Raw genomic sequence first — 21,848 nt, forward strand, 5'->3', positions numbered from 1 at the left:
AGTGCAAGAAGCAGAACAACTCGAAATGCTGCGCGACAGTCTGTCGCGCTTTATCGACATCGAAATGCCTCTGGACGCGGTGCGACGATGGGATCGCGAAAACGAATTTCCGGCTGAAGTGCACGGCAAACTGGTGGATATGGGCCTGATGGGCCTGACCGTCGAAGAGGAATATGGCGGCAGCGGACGCGATATTTCGGCCACGGTCATGGTGATCGAGATGCTGTGTGCACGCAGTCTTGCAGTGGGAGGTCCCTTCATTCAGTCCGCCTGCTATGCCGGCCTGAACATCGCCGAGGTTGGCAGTCCCCGCCAAAAGGCGGAGCTGCTGCCGCGGGTTGTCAATGAAGGCATGATCTTCGCTTATGGCATCAGCGAACCCGATGTTGGCGCGGACGTTGCCTCGGTACGATCAACGGCAAAGCGCGACGGCGACAGCATCATCGTCAACGGATCCAAGCGATTCTGCTCGGGCGCGACAATCGCCAGTTTCATCTACACATTGGTCCGGACCGGACCGGTCGATGATCGCCGCCGCAACCTGTCTCTGGTGCTGGTGCCGACCGACGCGCCAGGAATTGTTTTGAACCGCAGGACGCGATGGGCCTGAAGGGTACCGGCACTTATGACGTCAGCTTTACCGACGTTGTCGTGCCGATCGAGAATGTGGTCGGCGAGGAGAGCGGCTGGAATAATGCCTGGAACATGCTGGCCGGGCCCGGTCTCGATATCGAGAAAATCGAAGTCGCCGCGATGGCCCTGGGCATTGCCACCGCAGCGCTGAACGAAGCGTGGGATTATGCCGAGGAGCGCGTGCAGTTCGGCGCACCGATCTCCAAATTCCAGTCGATTCGCCATTCGCTGGCCGAAGCCAAAACCTTGCTCCATGCTTGCCGGACGGTCACCTATGATACCGCCGCCAGGCTGGATCGCGGCGAGCCTGCGTCGCTGGAAACATCGATGGCCAAATTATTCGTCTGCGATACGGCGCGCGACATCGTGCTCAACTGCCAGCAGATATTGGGTGCCTATGGCTATATCAAGGAGTTCGATATGGAACGCCATGTCCGGGATGTTCTGGTCATGCCGATCCTGGGCGGGTCATCGGCGATCCAGAAGAATAATATAGCCAATATGCTGCGGCTAAAAAATGACTGCGCAAAATAGCTGCGGTTAAAACCAGTTCACTCGAATCCGTCGACGATCATCAGATTGCAGTCGACTCCACTCTTGCGGCGCAATTCCCGCATCGGAGCGTAACGCGGGTCGTCATACCAGGCGAGCAGCGTTTCCCGGTCGGGAAATTCGATCAGCACCGTCGCGTCGCCAACGGGTTCGTCACCCTCCAGATGCCCTGCATTCCCGCCCTTCACCAGATAGCGCCCGCCATATTCCGCCACCAGCGGTTCGGTGGTCGTGCTATATTCGCGGTACCAGTCCCAATGCTGAACCTGCAATTTGCCGAGTAGATAGGCTGTCATGACATCACCTCCATTTTACAACAAGGAGCAGGCCGGTATGGCACTGCGAGAATATTAACGCACGGTCATCATGCCGTGATATGAAATCCGCCGTCAATCGCCAGATGCTGGCCGGTAATATAGGCCGCCGCGTCGGACAGCAGGAAACAGGTGGCCGGAGCGACATCTTCCGGGCGGGAGAAGCGGCGCAGGGGAATTTGATCAAGATAACGGTCCCGAAATTTTTCTTGCCGGATCGTCTCGGTCATCGGGGTTTCGACCAGACCATAGCAGGCCGAATTGACGTTGATATTGAACCGGCCCCACTCCCGCGCGGCGCTCATCGTCAGCCCCAGCATGCCGGATTTGGCGGCACCATAGTTGATCTGCCCGACCGTGCCCTTGCGGCCGGCATCGGACGATATGTTGACGATCGAGCCAGGATTGGGGTCGCCATTTTTGCCTGGGCGATGAGATGCCGGCCAACCGCCTGCATGACGGCAAAAGCGCCGGTAAGATTGACATCAATGACCGATTGCCACTGGTCGCGCGACATATCCGCAATCATCGCGGCCCTGACAATCCCCGCATTGTTCAGCAGGCCATGGAGGCCGCCGAAACGAGCAACCGTCTGCTCAACCAATAGCTCCGGAAAGGCAGGATCGGTCACATCGCCGGGAACCATGAGCACCCGATCCCTACCGCCAAAGCTCTTGTTCAGCGCGGCCTCGTTGATATCGACCGCGGCGACATGGGCGCCCATGGCCAGCGCCTGTTCGCACAGCGCCTTGCCGATGCCCTGCGCCGCACCCGTGACGATGATAGTTTTGCCTTCAAGAGATGCCGGGTTGGTCATGCTTTGTCCGATCTTTGTTGGTGGGTGCTTCAATCGCCAAGGAAACCGAGCACGGTGATGCTGCAGATGTTCGAATTGGGAAAACCGCCCAGATTATGGGTCAGCGCAAGCCGGGGCTGCTCGAGTTGCCGATCGGCGGCGCGCCCGTTGAGCTGGAGATAGGCTTCATAGACCATTCGCAAGCCGGACGCGCCGATCGGGTGGCCGAAACATTTCAGCCCGCCATCGATATTGCAGGGCACGTCGCCGTCGGCATCGAATTTTCCAGCGAGCACATCCTGCCAGCCCTGGCCGGGACGGGACAGTCCCAGATCTTCCATTGTGACAAGCTCGGTGATCGAGAAACAGTCGTGCACCTCGATCATGTCGAGTTCGGCAACGGGATCTTGGATGCCCGCTTCAAGATAGGCGCGCTCTGCAGCGATACGGGTCGTGTGCGCATAGCTGCCATCCCATGATCCATGCGCCATTTCCATGCCGTTGCTGACCGCGACCTGCGCCGCCTTGATCGCAATTTGCGAATTCCCCCGGCCCAGCCTTTTCGCAATTTCGGGCGTCGTCACGATGGCGCATGCCGCACCGTCGCTGACCCCGCAACAATCGAACAGGCCCAGCGGATAGGCGATCATCGGCGCCTTGGTGATCGCTTCCTTGCTCAGCCGCCGCCGCAGATGGGCCTTGGGGTTGTTGACGCCATTCTCGTGGCTTTTCCAGGAGATGTGCGCCATCGCTTGCTTGAGCTGCTCCATCGGCACATCGTGGCGCGCAGAATAGGCGCTTGCCAGCTGGGCAAAGGATCCGGGCGCTGTCGCGCTTGGCTGCCAGAGCTCGTTGAACGTGCCCTTGGCCCGTTCCGGCAGTCCGCCATATCCGGTATCCTTGAGCTTCTCGACACCAATGGCCAGCGCGATATCCGCCGCGCCGGACGCCACCGCATAGGCGGCACCGCGCAGCGCTTCGGATCCCGTGGCGCACAGATTTTCGACCCGCGTGACCGGAATATTGGGCAGGCGAAGACTGTGGGAAAGCGACAATCCCGACTTGCCGAGATTCTGCTCCTCCATGCACAGGCCGAACCAGACAGCATCGATATCATCGCGGTCGATCCCCGCATCCCGGGTCGCTTCTTCGAAAGCCTCGACCAGCAGATCTTCGGCGCTGCAATCCCATCGCTCGCCAAAGCGGGAACAGCCCATTCCGATGATGACGACCTTGTCGCGAATACCCTTGGCCATCAGGCTTCTCCCGACCGTTCGACAGGGACGGCCTTCCAAAATAGCGTTGAAAGTGGCGCTTCAGATCCTTGTCTTTGATCCGGAAAACGAAGCGAACCTGTTGTCCGACTGCCAGCTCGCCGGGCTCGCTATCGGCAAATTCCATCAGCAGGACGCCGCCATCGTCAAACGCGACATTGCCATATAGCAAGGGCGGATTCTCGCTGATCGCGAGATAGTCTTCGGTGAACGACCGGATTCGACCGACCTTGTCAGCAAAAGGCTCGTCGATCAGCGTGCCGAATGCGCGGCAGTCCGGGGCCACGCAAGCCACAGTCCTGGGAAACTGGATCGCGCCGCAGATCGTGCATTTGCCACCGATGAAGCCGGTCACCGTTTTGCGATGCCGGTTGAACGCCGAGATTGCGGTGCGATTGTCCCGCTCCGCTCGCACGCCCCAGTCGACAGGCAACTGATCGCCGAAGGAGAGGAAGCGGCAATAATTGGGTTCATCCTTTCCGGCAGCAAGCTGGGCGCTGACAGACCGGACCGGTTGCCAGGCCGATATCGCTTCGGTTGTTTCTAAGAGGAGGCACTGAACACCCTGGGCAAAGTTGACGATGAGAATTGTCTGGCCCGGCTGAGCGCTTTCCAGTGTCGTCGCGAGCAAGAGCAACGGGTGCGCCGTGCCGGTATAGCCACATTCGGAAGACAGCGAGGGTGTCAATTGTTCGCTGTCGAAACCACTGCTCTTCGCGACCAGCCTGGCCGCAGCGTCCCCCATTCCGGTCAGGATCACATGGTCGATGTTGGCAGCGGCAAGCGCTGCCGTTGCCAGCAGTCTTTCGACGGCTGGCGGGACAAGCTTCATTTGCCCCGCATCGCGGACCCAGCGATCCTCCAACATATAGTCGGTGTCCGCTCCGGACGCCCGATAATGATCGATAAAATCCTCCGACACAACATGGTTAGCCAGGATGGTCGCGATCGGGTTTTCGGTCCCCGTGAGAACAGCCGCACCGCCGTGCCCGATCGTCAGTTCCGCTGGCGACCCGGGCTTTGCCAGACGCTTGTCGGCGGCGAGAATGAGCGCAGGATCTTGCTTTTCCAGCGCTTCGATCAGCGCCATCATTGCTGCTCCGACATAACCGCCGTGATCGCTGCAGCGGAGATCGGACGACAAGCCGATGGCCTCGCCGGTCAGGACCGACTGTGCGCGATCCGCGAAGGGCGCGGTGGTGGTGGCAAAATGCAGTTCGCGCGGCGTAAGGGAGGGAGCAGCGGCAAGACAGAGCCTGCCAGCTTCCACCGCCATGGTGACGCTGTCCTCGTCATGACCACATAGGCTGCGGCAGCCATTGGCCATCCCGGCGAGGCTGCTATTGGCCCATCTCATGGCATCCACTGCCGCGCTTCGCTGCAAGCGCAGGCGCGGTATGAAACCGGCGATCGATTCTATTCCGGCTCTTGCCAAATGCCCGCTCCCTCGTCCTGTTACGCCCATATTCGCGCTGTCCGCTATCGGTCCCGGTTGCTCACTTGAAACTCGTATCCCGCTTTCTCGACGGCAAGCGGTAGCGTTGCGATCCCCGCCATTCGGGTGCGACGCCGGGAAACGAGCGAGAGGCGAATATTCTGCTCCGGTCTTCTTCGATAGGCTCAACAAGGCAATCGCCCTTCCATGCAACAGGGCGACAAGACCAGGGAGAGGACATTAGAATGGCAAATGAAACAGGCATGCTGGCGGGCCGCATCGCGATCATAACAGGCGCTGCGAGTGGCATTGGCGCTGGCATCATGCAGAAATTTCTGGACGAGGGCGCACAGGTGCTCGGCGTCGATCTGCCGAGCGAGCGATGGTCCAATGACGATGCGCCGAATGACGGCCTGATACGCTTTGCGATCGACGTGACGCTGGACGAAGCGCCGCAAGAAATCGTCAATGCCGCCATTCATGCCTTTGGCAGTATCGACATTCTCGTCAACAATGCCGGCATATCGCCCCCCGGCGGCGCGGCAGACACGAGCGATGAAATGTGGCGAAAGGTCATGGCTCTCAATGTCGATGCGGTTTTCGCCTGACCCGCGAAGCCGTGCCGCATCTGAAAAAAGTGCCAATGCGCGGATCATCAATACCGGATCGATCATGTCGGAACTGGCCGGCCCGGGGATCATCGCCTATGTGGCCTCCAAACACGCGGTCGCTGGCATGAGTAAGGCGATGGCGGTGGACCTCGGGCCATTCGGCATTCGCGCCAATTTTGTTCAGCCCGGCGCCATCGTCACCCCGCTGTCCGAAGCGCATATGGCCGACGAACAGTTTGTTGAATATTGGAACCGCAAGATACCGCTCGGCAGGCTGGGCAAGCCCGCCGACATCGCCCCGGTCGTCGCTTTCCTTGCCTCGCCGATGGCTGATTATGTTTCGGGAGAAGGCCTGCGGATCGATGGCGGGGCGACCTGCAATATGTAGCGCTGCGGTCTAGCGGTCCCGGCGGCCCAGATCGTCAGCCGCCAGCCTGGCAAAACCAGCGCGGGACCAAGCGTTCCGCCCGCCCCCGGATAGCAGTCACCAAAGGGGGAGCCGGCGCTGTTGCCGATGGCATATAGATTGTCGAAAACCGTACCTTCCTTCTTCATCACCCGGGCAACATTATCGGTTTTCAGCCCGCCCTTTGTCCCAAGGTCGCCCAGTTCGATTTTCACCGCGTAATAGGGACCGGTATCCAGCGGCCCGACGCAGGGATTGGGCTTGACATCCGGCTTGCCGAAATAGCGGTCATAGGCCGCGTTGCCTCGGCCGAAATCCTCGTCCAGTCCTGTGATGGCAAAATCGTTCAGCCGCGCCACCGTTGCCATCAATATTTCCGGTGGAACCGCTATCTTTCGCCCGAGCGCGCACAGGCTGTCTGCCTTGAAGACATAGCTGTCCCACCATTCGGGCGGGATCCGCCGGTCGGGCAGCAAGCCGTGAGGCAGGATCGGGCCGCAGGGAAAGCGACGGCGGAACTTCCAGTCAAAGATCATCCAGCAGGGCAGATTGGCACCGGTCGCGAGTTGATCCGCGATCATCGCCTGCCCGAATCGGTCATAGGAACAGCTTTCGTTGACAAAGCGCTTGCCCAGACGGTTGACGCACAGGCTGAAAGGGTGGCGATGATCGAAATACATCGCTTCTGCAGATATCAGGTTCGCCACTCTTTTTGATGGCAACAGGATGCTGGGTGCCCACCAGAAAGCATCCAGATGCTCCGTATCGGCGCCCAGTTCATCGGCGCGTTCAACACTGACACCGTCATTCATTCCCTGGGGTGTGAGGCTCCAGCCCCGTTGGGTTGCAACCGGCAAGTGACGATCGCGAAGTATCTGGTTTTGCTCATAGCCACCGGCGGCGAGCACCAGCCCTTTCGGAGTTTTCAGCGTCACCATCTTGCCGTGGCGCTCAATATCGACGGCCACTACCCGATCGCCCTTATGCCGGATCCGGCACAGGCTGGTATCAAACCAGATGGGAATCTGTCGCTTCTTCATCGCGAGACGGAGGCCACCTATTACGCGCGGCCCATCGTCAGACGGCGATCAATCCGCGTTTTTCTGCGCCAGCCAAGATCGCTCCAGTAGCCCGCAAGCAAGCGCACCACCGTCCCGATCCAGCCGCGCCTTTGCATGGCGAGCACCAGTCCCTCATCGAGATTCATGGCGATGCGGCCGAACAGGCGATAGGTTTCGGGTGCCTCGCGCAACCGATAGAAATCTTCACCCAGTTGACTGCCGTCAATCGCCAGCGGAAACAGCGATCGGCCGCTTCTGGCCCCTGGCGCATCGATATAATCGGGAATTGCGGGGCTGGCGGTCATCCCAACGCCGATTTCGCCGAGATAGCTGACCGTTTCAGATCCGCCAGCAAGATAGGCGGCCAGCTTTTCCTCCCTGACATCGCCTCGACTCACCGCGCGCAAATAGGTCATTGCTTGTTCATAGCTGTCCCCATCATCGGTCAGCCCGTGCGCGGGCACCCAGATTCCGCCACCGGAAATTGCCGATGTGCCGCCATAGCGGGCACTTTTCTCGATCACCAAGGGCTTGAGACCCTGATCAGCGAGGCGGATTGCCGCCAGCAATCCAGCCGCGCCTGAACCGCAGACGACAACGTCGAAACTTGGAATATCAGCCAGGCTATCATCCATATTTCCGGTCATCCCGTCGCACTCCTCTGCCACTGTTCTGCCAGAGACTGCCGGAATGCAGGCGCTGCGATGGCTATCAGCGCTTCAGCCCTTGCGTCGAGCGGTAACAGGCGCAGCCTGGCAACGCCATATTCGGTGATGACGATATCGATATCGGTTCGACAGATCGTGACAACGCTGTTCAGGCGGGAGACGATATTTGACCGGGTGCCATCGCGGCTGGTGGCGGGAAGGCAGATGATCGAGCGGCCGCCCGGTGCGCTGGTGGCCCCGCGCACAAAATCAACCAGACCGCCGCTGCCGCTGATCTGCCGCGAACCAGCCATCTCCGCATTGGCTTGCCCAAACAGGTCGACCGCGATGGCCGAATTGATCGCAACAAGATTGCGAATGCTCGATAATGTTGCGTGCGCATGGGTGTAGGAAACCGGACGGATCGCGAAATCGCTCCGCTGCGCGATCCATTCGTAGAAATCCGCGTCGCCGCTGACGGCGCCGGTCACGTGCAAGCCGGTATCTACGTTCTTGCGCTTGCCCAAGAGCACTCCGCTTTCGATCAGGGGACGCACGACCGGGGTTATCAGCCCGCTGTGCAGGCCAAGATCGGCTTTGCCATGGAGGCCAGCGACAGCGAGTTGCGGCACACGGCCCACTCCGAATTGAATGGTGTCGCCATCATTGACGATCGAAGCGACATGGCCCGCTATCGCATCGCTGATCGCATCGCCCTTTGGTACGGGCTGAACCGGCAGATCCTCCTCAATGAAAATGCTGTAATCCAGCGCGTCCAAAGCGATCTTCGGCGCGCCTGGCAGGTCCGGCATTGCGGGATTGATCTGCGCAACCACGCAATCGCAATGCGGCAAAAGGTCGGGCATGAAATCGGCGGAGAGTCCGGTACTGCACAGCCCTGCAGCATCAGGCGGCGCAAGCTGGATCAGCGCGATGTCGATCGGTCCGGTCGCCTTCAGCCAGTCGGAAATTCGGCTGTAATGCGATGGCACAAAATCCACTCTACCGGCTGTCCAGGATGCACCGAGTGCAGGATAGTTAAAAAATGTGGTGAGCCGGTTTCCTTGTCCGTCACCACCGATATCAAAACCATTCAAGCCGGGGGTGAGCGGCGAGACGAAGTGGATGCCCTCAACCCTGGGCTCTGCTTCGGCGATGGCACGCAGCAAAGCGATCGGCTGTCCCACGCTTCCCTGCACAAACACCCGCATTCCCGGCTTCAGCAGGGCTGCAAGCTGGTCCGCGGTGATTGTTTTTGGCCTCATGCTAGAGACTATAGCCGCCATCCAGAACAAGCGTCTGTCCAGTCACGAACCGCGCTCTTTCTGATGCGAAGAACAGGACCGCCTGGGCCACCTCCTCGGCCGTACCAAGACGCTTGAGAGCGGAATTGCGGACCGCCGCGTCAATATAGCGATCATCATAGGCCGTGCCCTTGAGCTTGCGGAACAAGCCGGCGTCGATCAGCCCGAGGGCGACGCTATTGGCGCGAATGCCGTTGCGGCCCTCTTCCCGCGCAATGCCGGTCATGATCGCGTCATTCGCAGCCTTGGGAATGACCGAGAGGGCATCCTTGTTGGGCCAACGGAACAGCCCGGTCGTGCTGATGGTAACAAAACTGCCGCCTTCTTCGCGCATATGCGGCAACAGGGCGTGGACGATATTGTAGAAACCAGCGGTATCCGCCTCCATGACCCGCCAAAGCTCGTCGGGCGGAATATCACCGAGAAATTTCATCGCGATATGCGAGCCCGAGGCGTTCACCACGGTATGGATCCTTCCAGAGCGATTGATCACATCCTGCACGGTCTGATCGACCGCCGCGCGATCCTCCATGGCCAGCGGAAAGGCCGCTCCGCTGCGCCCGGCCGTCTCAATAGCAGCAACCACCTCTTCGCCCGCTGCCTTGTTGGCGCGATAGGTGAGCGCAACGTCGGTTCCAGCCTCGGCCAGTGCGGTGCAAATGGCGCTGCCGATACCGCCGCTGCCGCCAAGGACAAGCGCTGCGCCGTCACTGCCGGGAAAGTCCTTTTCGAAGGCCATCGTTAAAGGCTCCTCGAAATGATTTCTTTCATGATCTCGTTCGTGCCGCCGTAGATCATTTGCGCCCGGGCATCGGTCCATGCGCGGGCCACCGGATATTCAAGCATATAGCCATAGCCGCCGTGCAGCTGCACGCATTCGTCGAGCACGCGATTCTGCAATTCCGTGCACCACCATTTCGCCATTGCGGAGGATTCGGGATCGAGCTTGCCCTCGACCGCCAGATCAATACAATGATCGACGAAGACGCGAGCGACCTGTGTCTTTGTCTTGCATTCGGCCAGCTTGAACTTGGTGTTCTGGAACTCGATCAGATTTTGTCCAAAGGCCGAACGCGATTTGGTGTAGTCCACTGTATTCTGGAGCGCGACTTCGCAGCCGGCGACTGCCCGGATCGCGATCATCAGCCGTTCCCAGGCAAGCTCCTGCATCAGATAGTGCAGGCCCTTGCCCTCTTCGCCGAGAAGATTGGCTTGCGGAACACGGACATCGTCAAAGAACAGTTCGGCGGCGTCCTGAGACTTCTGCCCTACTTTCTCCAGAGGCTGGCTTTTCTGGAACCCCTCTCGATCGGCTTCGACGACGATAAGGGAAAGACCGCTCGACCCATCATTCTTGTCGGTTTTCAACGCGACGATTGTGAGGTCAGTGATATAGCCATTGGTGATGAAAGTCTTGGCGCCATTGATGACATAGTCGCCCTCCATGCGGCTGGCCTTGGTCGAAATGGCGCGCAGGTCTGACCCCCGCGCGGTTCGGTCATTGCAAGCGAGCCGATCAGTTCGCCCCGCGCCATTTTCGGCAGCCATTTCTGTTTCTGCTCTTCGGTCCCGAAACGGTAGATATAGCCGGCCACGATTTCGGAATGCATGACGAAGCCAGGCCCGGCTGCATTGGCGCGCTGCTGCTCTTCGATCAGCACGGCGCTATATTTGCGATCCGCTCCCGCACCGCCATATTCCGGCGGTATCGTGACACAAAGCAGGCCGTGCTTGCCCGCTTCAAGCCAGACATCGCGATCCGGATGGCCTTGCCTGTTCCACTTGTCCATGTTCGGAATGACATGTTCGCGCATGAATCGCCGCACGCTGGAACGAAAAATCTCATGTTCTTCGTCGAAAATAGTCCGTTCTATCGAGAGAAAATTATTTTCGTTCATAGCAGTTCCAACTCCGAGACGCGTTGCCTGTTCGACGCGCTTTGGAAATCGGCTAGGCCAGATTCAGGCTCAATATTAACTCGTGTTTGAACAACCGGCTTTTAAATACCGGCACTGATCAAAACCCTTCCCCAACATATCCAGTCGGCCAGTGTTGCCCGAGCCGTGCAAGCTCTCTCCACTGAGGTCGTCGCTACTGCTGTTGAACGCCCGCTCGACCATGATCGCGGCGAAGCGAAGGCGAGTATGACGTGAGTGCCATACGGCAATACTCACCTTTTACGAAATCGTGCCGGATCGGGGATTTTTTCCTCGCAATCGCGGCGGAGAAGCACCGGCGATGGGACCAGTGCACACCGAATAGACGATAATCAGGGACGAGGAGAATAGATTTGCCGACCGGCCGGGATGACAAGATGCAACGGGGAAGCCGCTGCGGGCCTTTGTGGTTCGAAGCGAAAGCCGCGATTGCGCCTAGCAAAGGTCGGCGCGGCGCATGAAATCTGCTTCCACCCAAAATTCGATGAGCATTATGACGCTGTCATAGTGGGTTCGGGGGCAGCCGCCCTTGCCGCCGCCTGTCGGCTGAGCGATCTGGGTGCGCATGTGATCCTGCTGGAAAAGACCGGCCATATTGGCGGCAATTCCGCAATGTCCGGCGGCGGAATCTGGGTGCCCAACAACGCATTGATCGGCAGTGTCGGCATCGAAGATAATGACGAAGATGCCTTCGCCTATCTGCGGCATGTCATCCCGGAAGAACAGGTCCCGGACGATATGATCCGCACCTATATCCATTCTGCGCCCGAAATGATCGAATATCTGCGTGGCATCGGCGTAGCTTATACACCGGTCGCCCATTACCCGGATTATTACCCCTCGGCACCCGGCTGGCGCCCCGGCGGCAGAACCATGGATTGCGCGCCGCTTGATGGGCGAACACTCGGCGAGTATTTATATCTTCTAAGAGAAATGCCACCTGCCTCGAAAGCGTTCGGACGGATCAATCTTTCGATCACCGAAGCGTCCAAGGTCCAGGCAGTCGCCCAGGGCTGGCAAATGATCGCCGCCAAGGCGCTCCTGCAATATGCCCTCGATATCGCGGGCCGGGTCAAAGGAAAACGGGACCGCAGGCTGTGCATGGGCGAGGCGCTTGTCGGGCGCCTGTTGCTGGCTGCGCAGGAGCGCGGGATAGAGATCCGCACCAACGCGCCGGTCAAGGCTCTGGTCAGCGAAAAGGGACGCATATGCGGGGTCGCTGTTGAGGAGGAAGCTTCGGTCCGGAAGATCGCTTCGGAACACGGCGTGCTGGTGGCGTCCGGCGGTTTTGAAGCCGATCAGGAGTTGCGGTCGCAGTCGCTGGCAAAGCCGACCCGGGCGCAATGGTCGGCCGGCAGCCCCGGCAATAGCGGCGACATGATCCGCGCCGGTCGCTCAATAGGAGCCGACACCGATCTGATGCAGGAAGCCTGGTGGGCGCCGGTGGTCCTGTGGGGTGATCGGCCGGTGGTGCTTTTCTTTGAAAATCCAAGCCCGGAATGATGATTGTCGACCGTCACGGCAGACGGTTCATGAACGAGGCAATCACCTATAATTCCTACGGCAAGAGCATCTATGGTGAGGATTATTCCCGCGAAGATCGCGTACCCGCCTTCATCGTCTTTGACCGGACGTATCGCCAAAAATATATGTTTGGCGGCCTTCTGCAATCGAGCATGTCGCCGGATTGGCTGACGCCTTCGGCATTTGGTGAAGACGGGCTGCTGCAAAAGGCACCCTCGCTGCGGGAACTGGCCTGCATGCTTGGCATCGATCCGGCAGGGATGGCGGAATCCGCAGGCAAGATGGCCGAATATGCGCAGACCGGCATCGACACGGAATTTGGCCGCGGCTCGGATGCGCACGATCGCATGTATGGCGACGAGCGCGTTTTCCCCAACCCCTGCCTCGGTCCGCTTGAGCAGGCACCCTTTTACGCGCCCGGCTCTATCCCGGAGACATTGGCACAAAAGGCGGTTTGAAGATTGATCAGGACGGCCGTGTCCTCGACACCAGCGGCACGCCGATTGCCGGACTGTTTGCCGCGGGCAATTGCACCGCATCGATCATGGGAGAGAAATATCCCGGCGCGGGCTGCACGCTTGGCCCGGCCCTGACGATGGCATTTCGCGGTGCCAACGCACTGATGCAATCGAACTCCCATTTAAATCAAAGGACGAACCAGAGATCATGACCACAACAAGCGAATATGAATTGGGCAGCTTCGACTTTCCGCGCGGGTGGTTCATGGTCGCCGAAGCGTCGGAGCTCGGCAAAGCGCCGATGCCCTTGCGTTTCTTCGGCAAAGACTTTGCGCTGTATCGAGGCGAAAGCGGCAAAATCATCTGTCTTGATGCGCACTGCAAACATATGGGCGCGCATCTTGCCGGCTCGCAGACCGCTTCGATCGCCGCGCATAAAGAGCAGATCGAAGGCGATGCCATTCGCTGCCCCTATCATGGATGGCGTTACGGGCCCGACGGAATGGTCAACGACATTCCAGACTATGAAGGCCCCTGTCCGAAAGCCGCGAAGATTGCGTCCCATATTGTGCGCGAAGTCATGGGCGCGATCATGATGTGGCACGATCCCGAGGGCAACGAGCCGCATTACGAACCACCGCAACTGGCGGAGTGGGATGCCCCGAACTGGGTCAATGGCCCCTATGATCATCTCGGCATGCTGCCGGTGCACCCGCAGGAAGTGCTGGACAATATGGCCGACGCCAATCACCTCGGCCCGACGCACGGATCACCGACCCAATATTTCGAAAATGAGTTCGCCAAACATGTCTATATTCAGCGCCAGGGCGGATTTCGGCGCGAATATGACGCCTGGCTGACCACCTATACCTGGTACACAGGGCCGGGCCTGCTGCTGTCACGCCAGGCAATTGGCGATATCCGCGGCATAGAATTCATCTTTCACACGCCAGTCGAAGATGGTTCGGTGAAGGTCTGGCACAATAATCTCATGAAGGTTGCGACCGACCATCCCGGAGACGAGGAGATAGCCGCCGCCAGAGCGATGCAGGCAGAAGTGCTCAATGCCTTCAGTCAGGATTTTGAGATCTGGTCCAACAAGAAAGCGGCGACGCGGATCATGGGAATACCGACCGAGCGCAATTTTCAACTTGGTCGCACCTGGTACCGCCAGTTCTACAATCCGCGCAGCGAAGAAACGCGTTTCTACAAATTAGCGAGCGGTCGCCATGTGCCGATCCACAAGGATCCGCCCCATGACGTCGCAAAAGAAGTCGAACCCAATAACCAGCTTATGCCGACAGGCGAGGAGTGATAGAAATGAGCACAGTTTTGCAAGCCCAAATCAAGGCCAATACCGGCCCCATCGATATCGACCCCTATCTGGATATCCTGACACGCGGGGCGCAAAGCGCGCGCAGCGACCGGATGGTGCCGAAGGAGTCGGTCGAGGCGATGCGCGAGGCCGGTCTGTTCAGGGCCTTCATTCCGCCCAAGCTCGGTGGCATTGGTGCCAGTCCACAACAATGGCTGCGCACGCTGATTACCATCGCCGAACGCGATATGAGCACGGCCTGGATCGGCGGCATCATCTCTGTCCACGCCTTCCAGATAGCGTTGATGGATCACGAGACGCAGCAAGAAGTTTATGGCAAAAATCCGGATGAACGGGTCAGCTCTTCCTATAATCCGGTCGGCGCCCGGACCGAGGAGGTTGACGGCGGCGTGATGTTGCACGGTCGCTGGGGTTGGAGTTCGGGCTGCGATCACTGCAATTGGGCATTGCTCGGCGCGATCGTCAAGGGCCGCCCGATGCTGCAGACCATGCTCGTCCCGCGCAGCGCCTATGTGATTGAAGACACCTGGCATGTCATGGGGCTGCAGGGCACCGGGTCAAAAGATGTGGTAATCGAAGAGCCGGTGTTCATTCCCAACAGCCATATCCATTCGCAAATGGACGGCTATAATATCAAGCATGATCAGGCCGAACCGATTTACTCGCTTCCCTGGGCACAAATCTTCGCCGCCACGGTAGCGGCTCCGTCAATTGGTGCTGCAAGACATGGCCTCAAACTGTTCCTGGAAAAGGCGACCGGCAGCAGCACCGACCCGACGAAGCTGATGGGTGATCCGGACATCGTCCGCCGCGTCGCCGAGGCAAAGACCTTGATCGACAGCGCGGAACTAAGCCTGCTGGCCAATTTCGATAGGATGACGGCGCAGCTCGACGCCGGTGAAGAAATCCCGCTGATCGATCGGGCGCGCTGCCGCTACGAGACCGGCACAACCGCCACCCGGATGATGCAGGCGATCGACATGCTGTTCGATGTCGGTGGTGGACGCAGCGTATTCCTCGACGCGCCACTCCAGAATATCTGGCACGACATCCACATCACCCGGGCGCACGTCGCCAACAACCCGGTCCCGCTCGCACGCAATTATGGCAATATGGTTCTGGGAGGTGACAATGCCGACTTCTTCATCTGATCCGCACTCGGGCGGTGCTGTACCGCGCGAACAATTCGTCACGGTAGGCGACCTCGAATTGCATTACCTGTCCCGCGGAGAAGGGCCGGCCGTCGTCTTTCTTCACGGCAGCGGCCCCGGCGCGAGCGGGTACAGCAATTTCAAGCAGAATCTGGACGCGGTCAATCAGGCGGACTTCAGGGCGATCGTGTTCGACATGGTCGGCTTCGGTTACTCGAGTAAACCGACCGACCGCGACTATACGACCGAATTGCTCGCTGGAACGGTTCGCGCGGCGCTCGCCGAGATCGGTGTCGAGAAATGCGTGCTCGTTGGCAATTCGCTGGGCGGTGCGGTTTCGATCAGGATCGCCCTTGATGATCCGGCGCTGGTCGCCGGGCTGGTGCTGATGGCACCCGGCGGGATCGAGAGCAACGAAGTCTATTATGCGATGCCCGGGATCAAGCATATGATCGCGACCTTTACCGGTGGCGAACTCGATTTCGACGGGATGCGCCGCCTGCTGAAAATGCTGGTCAAGGACCCGGCGCTGGTTGACGATGCCCTTGTTGCCGAACGCTACGAGATCCTCCAGCTTCAGCCTACCGAGGTGCTTTCCCGATTGCGGGTGGCAGATATGGAAGGCGAGCTTGGCAATCTGCACTGCCCGATCATCGGTTTCTGGGGCAGCGAGGACCAGTTCTGCCCGACAACCGGCTATCGGAAATTCATCGACAATTGTGCCGACTGTGCCTTCACCATTGTCGCCGACTGCGGCCACTGGGTGATGGCCGAACGTCGGGAGATGTTCGATGCCCAGATGGCAGCGTTTCTTGAGCGACTGAAGCCCCGCTTTGCGCCTGATACATCAGCCTCTGGCCCGGTGGCCGACCCAGGAGAAGCACGATGACCATTTCGTGCCTCGGCTATATCATCTTTTCATCCACCAATCTCGACGATTGGCGGCAGTTCGGCGAGCAGGTCGTTGGTGCCATGAACGTGGCGCAGGACGATAACAGCGTCGCCCTGAAGATCGACGAGCAGCCCTTTCGGATTCTCGTCGAACCCGGCGATGCGGACCACGTTATCGCATTGGGCTGGGAAATGGCGGGAAAAGAAGAATTCTCGGCTTTGCTAGAGACGCTGAAAGCACAAGGTTTCGCCATTCGCAATGGCAGCGACAGCGAAGCGGAAAACAGGGCGGTAACGGCATTTTTTACCACCTTCGACCCGGCTGGCAACCCGCTGGAATTCTATCACGGCCGGACCCTCGACCAGACAGCATTCCTGTCACCGGTCGGGGTGAAGAGCTTCGTCACCGGGGATATGGGGCTCGGCCATGTCGTGGTCCCCGGAGGCGAGGACATGGAGGGCACGCATGCCTTTTACACCGCGATCCTTGGTCTTGGCGACAGCGACGATCTGAACATGCAGTTGCCGGGCGAAAATGGCCCGAAGATTCGTGTCCGTTTTCTTCATGCCGCAAATGCCAGACATCATAGTCTGGCGATCGCCTCGTTGCCCTCACCATCCGGTGTCATTCACGCGATGCTGGAAATGGAAGATGTTGATGATGTCGGACGCTGCCATGACCGGGTTCTGGCAGCGGAGCGGCCGCTCATGGCCAGCCTGGGCCGCCACTGCAATGACAATATGCTGTCTTTCTATGTTGTCGGGCCCGGTGGCATTCCGTTCGAGATTGGCTGTGAGGGACTTCAGGTCGACTGGACCGATTTCGAGCCGACCAAAAGCTCGGTGCCCGACCATTGGGGGCACGCCTATCAGGTCCCGGTCTGACGCTCTCGAAAAAAGGATTACTCTTTCAGATGAGACAAACTATGGTCGATACAGCAACAATAAGCCGGACACGCTCCGGGCACGATAAGAAGGCAGGCGACGCCACCAATCCGTTTCGGCGTCCGCAAGGAAGAGAAAGCAAGCCCTTGAGACGCAAGAAGCCGATTCAAGACCGTGCAAAATTCACTTCGGATTCGATTTTGGAAGCGACCGAGATCATCATCGTGAACGAAGGCTACGAAAAAGTAACCACGAACTATATCGCCGAACGCGCGGGCGTGAGCATCGGTTCACTCTATCAATATTTCCCCAACAAGGATGCGATCATCTCCGCGCTGATCGAGCGCGCTGTATCCAAGGTTTCAAACGGCATCCGCACCATATTGCGTGATGCCATAGAAATGCCGCTCGAGCAGGCGAGCCGACTGGCCTATCGCTATCTGCTGGAGAATCTGCGCGAGAAGAAGGAGCTTTTCTATCTCCTCCCGAAACGTTCGCCCGAACTGATCGAGCTTACCCAGAATCTCTCGGTCGAGAAGTTCACGCACCAGACCAACCTGGCGCTGCTGGAGCAGCATCGCAGCGAGATCGTGCCGCAAGACCTGGAAAAGGCCCTGGTTGTTCTGGAGATCAGCATCCTCGCCAATATCCGCAAGTTCATCATGGGTGAGCATATTGAAATGACCGACGACGAATTCGTCGATTTTCTCGCCCGGCTATCCACGGCCTTTCTGAAGTCAGACCTGGAAATCTGAAACAAGCGCGATGGACCGCCTGTGGCGGACCTTTCGTATCAGACATCGACGAGGATAGAGATCATGAATAATGAATATGGCGCAATGCTGTTTGCAGCGCTCAGGGATGGACGGCCGATCGCGCCGCTTGCGGGCCGCGATCCAGCGCTTACGATACACGATGCCTATGACATAAGCCTCGATTTTCTGGCGCGGCGCCGAGCCCGGGGTGAACGCGTCATTGGCAAGAAAATCGGCGTGACCAGCAAGGCGGTGCAGGACATGCTGGGCGTGCATCAGCCGGATTTCGGCTTTCTGACGGATCGCATGCGGGTGGTCGGCGATATTGATGTCGATGCCCACCAACTGATCGCGCCGCGAGCCGAGGCCGAAATCGCTTTCCTGCTGAAGAATGACCTGCGCGGTCCCGGCGTCACACCCGAGGATGTTCTCGCCGCCACCGAATATATCATGCCCTGTTTTGAAATCGTCGACAGCCGGATTGCCGACTGGAATATCTCGATCATCGACACGGTGGCCGACAATGCCTCTTGCGGGGTGTTCATTTTGGGCGAGGAACGGCTCGACCCGGCGGCACTGCAATTGCCGGACATGCATGTTGCCGTTGCCAAGAATGGCCATGCCCTTTCCGAAGGCCTGGGCAATGCCGTTCAGGGCGATCCGGCGATGGCGGTGGCCTGGCTCGCCAACACGCTCGGCACCTATGGCGTGACTCTGGATGCGGGGGACATCATCCTCTCTGGCAGCCTTGTGCCGCTTGCTCCTGCTGCCAAGGGCGATCGCTTTGAAATGATACTCAGTGATCGTGACCCGGCCAAGGGCGGCACAATTGTCGGCTCTTGCATTGCGAACTTCGTCTGATCGAAAGGACATGAAATGACACGGACCAAAGCGGTGATCATCGGATCGGGCAATATCGGCACCGACCTGATGATGAAGATGATCAAATATCAACAGAATATGGAGCTGGTGGCAGTGGTCGGCATCGACCCGGAATCGGACGGCCTAAAGCAGGCCCGGGAACGCGGTATCGCAACCACCCATGAAGGGATTGAAGGTTTGCAGAAGCTGGAGTGCTATCCCGAACTGGGCATCGCTTTCGACGCGACCAGCGCTTATGCGCACAAGCTTCACGATCAAGTGCTGCGCGCCGCGGGCATTCAGGTGGTCGATCTGACACCCGCAGCGATCGGGCCTTTCACCGTACCAACGGTCAACATGACCGCAAATCTCGACGCGCCCAATGTCAATATGGTGACATGCGGCGGGCAGGCGACAATCCCGATGGTTGCCGCGGTCCGTCGGGTGGCGAGCCGCCTGCCCTATGCCGAGATCATCGCGTCAGTGGCCTCCCGATCAGCGGGACCCGGAACGCGGGCAAATATTGATGAATTCACGCGCACTACGGCGAACGCGATCGAGAAGGTCGGCGGAGCTGAACAAGGCAAGGCGATCATCATCCTCAATCCGGCCGAACCGCCGATGATCATGCGCGACACCATATTCACCCTGTCCGAGGGTGCCGACGAGGACGCGATCCGCGCTTCGGTGGAAGAGATGGTGGCCGCAGTGCAAAAATATGTGCCTGGCTATCGGCTCAAGCAGGAAATCCAGTTCGAACGCTATGGCGACAACAATAAACTGACGATTCCCGGTCGCGGCGAGTTTACCGGGATGAAGACGATGATCATGCTCGAGGTGGAAGGAGCAGGCGATTATCTGCCATCCTATTCGGGCAATCTCGACATCATGACCGCCGCCGCCAAGGCGACCGGCGAACTCTTGGCCGAGCGGCGCATGGCCGCCGCCGCGTCGTGAGCAAAGGAGGCACTATGACAAAGTTTCAAGTTTCCGGCGGGGACAAGCTTTATATTCAGGACGTAACGCTGCGCGACGGCATGCACGCGATTCGCCACATGTACGGCATTGATCAGGTGCGCGCTATTGCCGCCGCACTCGACAAGGCGGGCGTGGACGCGATCGAGGTCGCCCATGGCGACGGCCTTTCCGGGATGAGCTTCAACTATGGTTTCGGCGCCCACACCGACTGGGAGTGGCTCGAGGCGGTAGCAGAGATCCTAGAAAACAGCGTTCTGACCACGCTGATCTTGCCCGGTGTCGGCACGGTAGACGAATTGAAGCGCGCTTATGATATCGGCGTAAGATCAGTCCGTGTGGCGACCCATTGCACCGAAGCCGACGTTTCGAAACAGCATATAGGCATCGCGCGCGATCTGGGCATGGATGTTTCGGGCTTTCTGATGATGAGTCATATGATCGACGCCCCAGCGCTGGCCGAGCAGGCTGTGCTCATGGAAAGCTATGGCGCGGGGTGCGTCTATGTCACCGACAGCGGCGGCGCGCTTGACATGGACGGGGTGCGCGACCGGTTGCGCGCCTATGACAAGGTGCTGAAACCCGAGACGCAGCGCGGTATTCATGCCCATCACAATCTCTCTCTCGGCGTTGCCAATTCGATTGTGGCTGCCCAGGAAGGTGCGGTCCGCATCGACGCCAGTCTGGCGGGGATGGCGCCGGCGCCGGTAACGCTCCGCTGGAAGTCTTCGTCGCCGCTGCTCAACGCAAGGGCTGGAACCATGGTTGCGACGTGATGGCGCTGATGGATGCTGCGGAGGACCTCGTCCGACCGCTGCAGGACCGTCCGGTGCGTGTTGATCGCGAAACGCTCGCGCTCGGCTATGCCGGGGTCTATTCCAGTTTCCTTCGCCATGCCGAAAAGGCCAGCGAAACCTATGGAATCGACACGCGCGATATTCTCGTCGAACTCGGACGGCGGAAGATGGTTGGCGGCCAGGAAGACATGATTGTCGACGTCGCGCTCGATATGCTTGCCAAGCAGCAGACCGAACAGCGCGTTTGATGGAAACGCCGGAGGAACGACAACGCGCCTTCCGCCATGCCTTGAGTAGCTTTGCGACGGGGGTCACGATCGCGACGACTAAAGATGCAGCAGGCGAGCCGATCGGAGTGACCGCCAGCAGCTTCAATTCGGTCAGCACCGATCCGCCGCTGGTTCTGTGGTCGCTCGCGAAGAAAAGCCATTCCTTTGAAGCCTTTTCCAGCAGCGGCCATTTTGCGGTCCATGTGCTGGCAGCAACGCAGGAAAATCTGTCGAACCGTTTTGCCCGTTCGGGCCAGGACAAGTTTGGAGATCTTGACTGGCGCGACGGTCTTCATGGATCGCCGGTGCTTGGCGAACATGCCGCGCTCTTCCAGTGCCTGACGCGCAATATCTATGAAGGCGGCGATCACGTGATCATCGTCGGAGAGGTGATGGATTTCGAAGCGCGAAACGAGTCACCTCTGCTGTTCCACGGCGGCAGTTATGCCGAACGACGACAGCGACCGGGTCGAGCAGAGGTCGAAACCGTGAATGTGGAAGCGGGAAGTTTCAGCGACGGATTTTTCTTTTATCTGATCACCCGCGCTCACTATCAGACGTCGAAGCCAATCCGGGACATGCTGCAGGCCCGCGGCTCGAGCATGACCGAATATCTCACTATGGCCCTGCTCAGCATGGAAGCGCCGCTGGCGGTAATCGAGGTGGAAAAGCGACTGGCCCATACCGGCCACGCCCCTTCTGCCGATGCCGTGCAACAGATGATTGACAAAGATCTGATCATCGAAGACGAGGCCGGCTTCCAATTGTCGGTCAAAGGGCGCGAGCAGTTTGTCGAGACTCTGGCCTATGGCAAATCTTTTGAAGACACGCTTGCCGATCATCTCACCACCGGAGAAATTGCTGATACCAAACAGATGTTGCGCCTGATTATCGACTTGTCTGGAAAAGACGTACCCATTTCTTGGCGAGAAACCCTCTAAGTTCTGATCTCGAATTTGACCTTTTTTAATCGCCT

Annotated in this window: 24 protein-coding genes and 2 pseudogenes; 15 read left to right on the forward strand and 11 right to left on the reverse strand. The window is 58.9% G+C overall.

The window, feature by feature from the left end:
- Position 1: 1 nt before the first annotated feature.
- Positions 2-610, forward strand: a complete 609-nt coding sequence (locus C8024_RS21850) for an acyl-CoA dehydrogenase family protein (protein ID WP_367947332.1) — start codon at positions 2-4, stop codon at positions 608-610.
- Complete coding sequence (locus C8024_RS21855; protein WP_254305895.1) at positions 601-1,167, forward strand: acyl-CoA dehydrogenase family protein; 567 nt, start codon at positions 601-603, stop codon at positions 1,165-1,167. The genes C8024_RS21850 and C8024_RS21855 overlap by 10 nt, the downstream gene beginning before the upstream one ends.
- Positions 1,168-1,184: 17 nt before the next feature.
- On the opposite strand, the gene C8024_RS13050 is transcribed toward C8024_RS21855, so the two are convergent.
- The 5 genes from C8024_RS13050 to C8024_RS13065 form a co-directional block, all read right to left on the reverse strand.
- The gene (locus C8024_RS13050; RefSeq protein WP_173205894.1) at positions 1,185-1,481 is read right to left on the reverse strand and encodes a DUF1330 domain-containing protein; all 297 of its coding nucleotides are present in this window, start codon (positions 1,479-1,481) and stop codon (positions 1,185-1,187) included.
- A 68-nt stretch (positions 1,482-1,549) separates the two neighbouring features.
- A complete protein-coding gene (locus C8024_RS21860) occupies positions 1,550-1,894 on the reverse strand; it encodes an SDR family oxidoreductase (protein WP_367947338.1) in 345 nt (114 codons plus the stop codon).
- Positions 1,807-2,316 (reverse strand): SDR family NAD(P)-dependent oxidoreductase, encoded by a 510-nt coding sequence (locus C8024_RS13055; protein ID WP_254305896.1) that lies wholly within the window; start codon positions 2,314-2,316, stop codon positions 1,807-1,809. Before C8024_RS13055 ends, C8024_RS21860 begins: the two co-directional genes overlap by 88 nt.
- A gap of 29 nt (positions 2,317-2,345) precedes the next feature.
- Positions 2,346-3,512 (reverse strand): acetyl-CoA acetyltransferase, encoded by a 1,167-nt coding sequence (locus tag C8024_RS13060; protein ID WP_254305909.1) that lies wholly within the window; start codon positions 3,510-3,512, stop codon positions 2,346-2,348.
- On the reverse strand, positions 3,409-5,004 hold the full coding sequence (locus C8024_RS13065; protein WP_254305897.1) for a 3-oxoacyl-[acyl-carrier-protein] synthase III C-terminal domain-containing protein: 1,596 nt from the start codon (positions 5,002-5,004) through the stop codon (positions 3,409-3,411). The genes C8024_RS13060 and C8024_RS13065 overlap by 104 nt, the downstream gene beginning before the upstream one ends.
- Before the next feature lie 245 nt (positions 5,005-5,249).
- On the opposite strand from C8024_RS13065, the gene C8024_RS13070 reads away from it, so the two are divergent.
- On the forward strand, positions 5,250-5,612 hold the full coding sequence (locus C8024_RS13070; RefSeq protein ID WP_173205900.1) for an SDR family NAD(P)-dependent oxidoreductase: 363 nt from the start codon (positions 5,250-5,252) through the stop codon (positions 5,610-5,612).
- On the forward strand, positions 5,596-6,003 hold the full coding sequence (locus C8024_RS13075; protein ID WP_173205903.1) for an SDR family NAD(P)-dependent oxidoreductase: 408 nt from the start codon (positions 5,596-5,598) through the stop codon (positions 6,001-6,003). Before C8024_RS13070 ends, C8024_RS13075 begins: the two co-directional genes overlap by 17 nt.
- On the opposite strand, the gene C8024_RS21865 is transcribed toward C8024_RS13075, so the two are convergent.
- Genes C8024_RS21865 through C8024_RS23515 form a run of 6 tightly spaced genes read right to left on the reverse strand, consistent with a single transcriptional unit; the run spans position 5,949 to position 10,931 of the window.
- The gene (locus C8024_RS21865) at positions 5,949-7,061 is read right to left on the reverse strand and encodes an FAD-binding protein (protein ID WP_254305898.1); all 1,113 of its coding nucleotides are present in this window, start codon (positions 7,059-7,061) and stop codon (positions 5,949-5,951) included. The two genes, C8024_RS13075 and C8024_RS21865, sit on opposite strands and share 55 nt — an antisense overlap.
- Positions 7,062-7,081: 20 nt before the next feature.
- Positions 7,082-7,729, reverse strand: coding sequence for an FAD-dependent oxidoreductase (locus C8024_RS21870; RefSeq protein WP_254305899.1), 648 nt, complete (start codon positions 7,727-7,729; stop codon positions 7,082-7,084).
- Complete coding sequence (locus C8024_RS13085) at positions 7,726-8,994, reverse strand: acetyl-CoA hydrolase/transferase family protein (protein WP_173205906.1); 1,269 nt, start codon at positions 8,992-8,994, stop codon at positions 7,726-7,728. The genes C8024_RS21870 and C8024_RS13085 overlap by 4 nt, the downstream gene beginning before the upstream one ends.
- A gap of 1 nt (position 8,995) precedes the next feature.
- Positions 8,996-9,772, reverse strand: coding sequence for an SDR family NAD(P)-dependent oxidoreductase (locus C8024_RS13090; RefSeq protein WP_173205909.1), 777 nt, complete (start codon positions 9,770-9,772; stop codon positions 8,996-8,998).
- Positions 9,773-9,774: 2 nt separating this feature from the next.
- Positions 9,775-10,479, reverse strand: coding sequence for an acyl-CoA dehydrogenase family protein (locus C8024_RS23510; RefSeq protein WP_367947333.1), 705 nt, complete (start codon positions 10,477-10,479; stop codon positions 9,775-9,777).
- On the reverse strand, positions 10,398-10,931 hold the full coding sequence (locus C8024_RS23515) for an acyl-CoA dehydrogenase family protein (protein WP_367947334.1): 534 nt from the start codon (positions 10,929-10,931) through the stop codon (positions 10,398-10,400). Before C8024_RS23515 ends, C8024_RS23510 begins: the two co-directional genes overlap by 82 nt.
- A gap of 546 nt (positions 10,932-11,477) precedes the next feature.
- Between C8024_RS23515 and C8024_RS13100 the strand changes: the two genes are divergently transcribed.
- From C8024_RS13100 to C8024_RS13155, 11 genes and pseudogenes are all read left to right on the forward strand, one after another.
- Positions 11,478-12,473 carry an FAD-binding protein gene (locus C8024_RS13100; RefSeq protein ID WP_173205911.1) on the forward strand — a complete coding sequence of 332 codons (996 nt, stop codon included), beginning with the start codon at positions 11,478-11,480 and terminating at the stop codon, positions 12,471-12,473.
- 29 nt (positions 12,474-12,502) lie between these two features.
- A pseudogene (locus C8024_RS21875) lies at positions 12,503-13,164 on the forward strand (FAD-binding protein).
- Positions 13,161-14,267 (forward strand): Rieske 2Fe-2S domain-containing protein, encoded by a 1,107-nt coding sequence (locus C8024_RS13115; RefSeq protein WP_173205917.1) that lies wholly within the window; start codon positions 13,161-13,163, stop codon positions 14,265-14,267. Before C8024_RS21875 ends, C8024_RS13115 begins: the two are co-directional and overlap by 4 nt.
- A 5-nt stretch (positions 14,268-14,272) precedes the next feature.
- A complete protein-coding gene (locus C8024_RS13120; RefSeq protein ID WP_173205920.1) occupies positions 14,273-15,439 on the forward strand; it encodes an acyl-CoA dehydrogenase family protein in 1,167 nt (388 codons plus the stop codon).
- Complete coding sequence (locus tag C8024_RS13125; RefSeq protein WP_173205923.1) at positions 15,420-16,328, forward strand: alpha/beta fold hydrolase; 909 nt, start codon at positions 15,420-15,422, stop codon at positions 16,326-16,328. The genes C8024_RS13120 and C8024_RS13125 overlap by 20 nt, the downstream gene beginning before the upstream one ends.
- Entirely contained in the window at positions 16,325-17,215 is an 891-nt protein-coding gene (locus C8024_RS13130; protein WP_173205925.1) for a VOC family protein, read from the forward strand. The genes C8024_RS13125 and C8024_RS13130 overlap by 4 nt, the downstream gene beginning before the upstream one ends.
- A gap of 200 nt (positions 17,216-17,415) precedes the next feature.
- Positions 17,416-17,970: a TetR/AcrR family transcriptional regulator gene (locus C8024_RS13135; protein ID WP_254305901.1), complete on the forward strand. Its 555-nt coding sequence runs from the start codon at positions 17,416-17,418 to the stop codon at positions 17,968-17,970.
- A gap of 63 nt (positions 17,971-18,033) precedes the next feature.
- Positions 18,034-18,831, forward strand: coding sequence for a fumarylacetoacetate hydrolase family protein (locus C8024_RS13140; protein ID WP_173205945.1), 798 nt, complete (start codon positions 18,034-18,036; stop codon positions 18,829-18,831).
- Positions 18,832-18,846: 15 nt separating this feature from the next.
- On the forward strand, positions 18,847-19,788 hold the full coding sequence (locus C8024_RS13145) for an acetaldehyde dehydrogenase (acetylating) (RefSeq protein WP_173205949.1): 942 nt from the start codon (positions 18,847-18,849) through the stop codon (positions 19,786-19,788).
- Between the two features lie 14 nt (positions 19,789-19,802).
- Positions 19,803-20,851, forward strand: a pseudogene (gene dmpG, locus C8024_RS13150) (4-hydroxy-2-oxovalerate aldolase).
- Positions 20,852-20,892: 41 nt separating this feature from the next.
- Positions 20,893-21,813, forward strand: coding sequence for a flavin reductase family protein (locus C8024_RS13155; RefSeq protein ID WP_173205952.1), 921 nt, complete (start codon positions 20,893-20,895; stop codon positions 21,811-21,813).
- Positions 21,814-21,848 lie beyond the last annotated feature (35 nt).

Origin of the sequence: Sphingopyxis sp. BSNA05, assembly GCF_013265645.1 — a bacterium.
GTDB lineage: Bacteria > Pseudomonadota > Alphaproteobacteria > Sphingomonadales > Sphingomonadaceae > Parasphingorhabdus.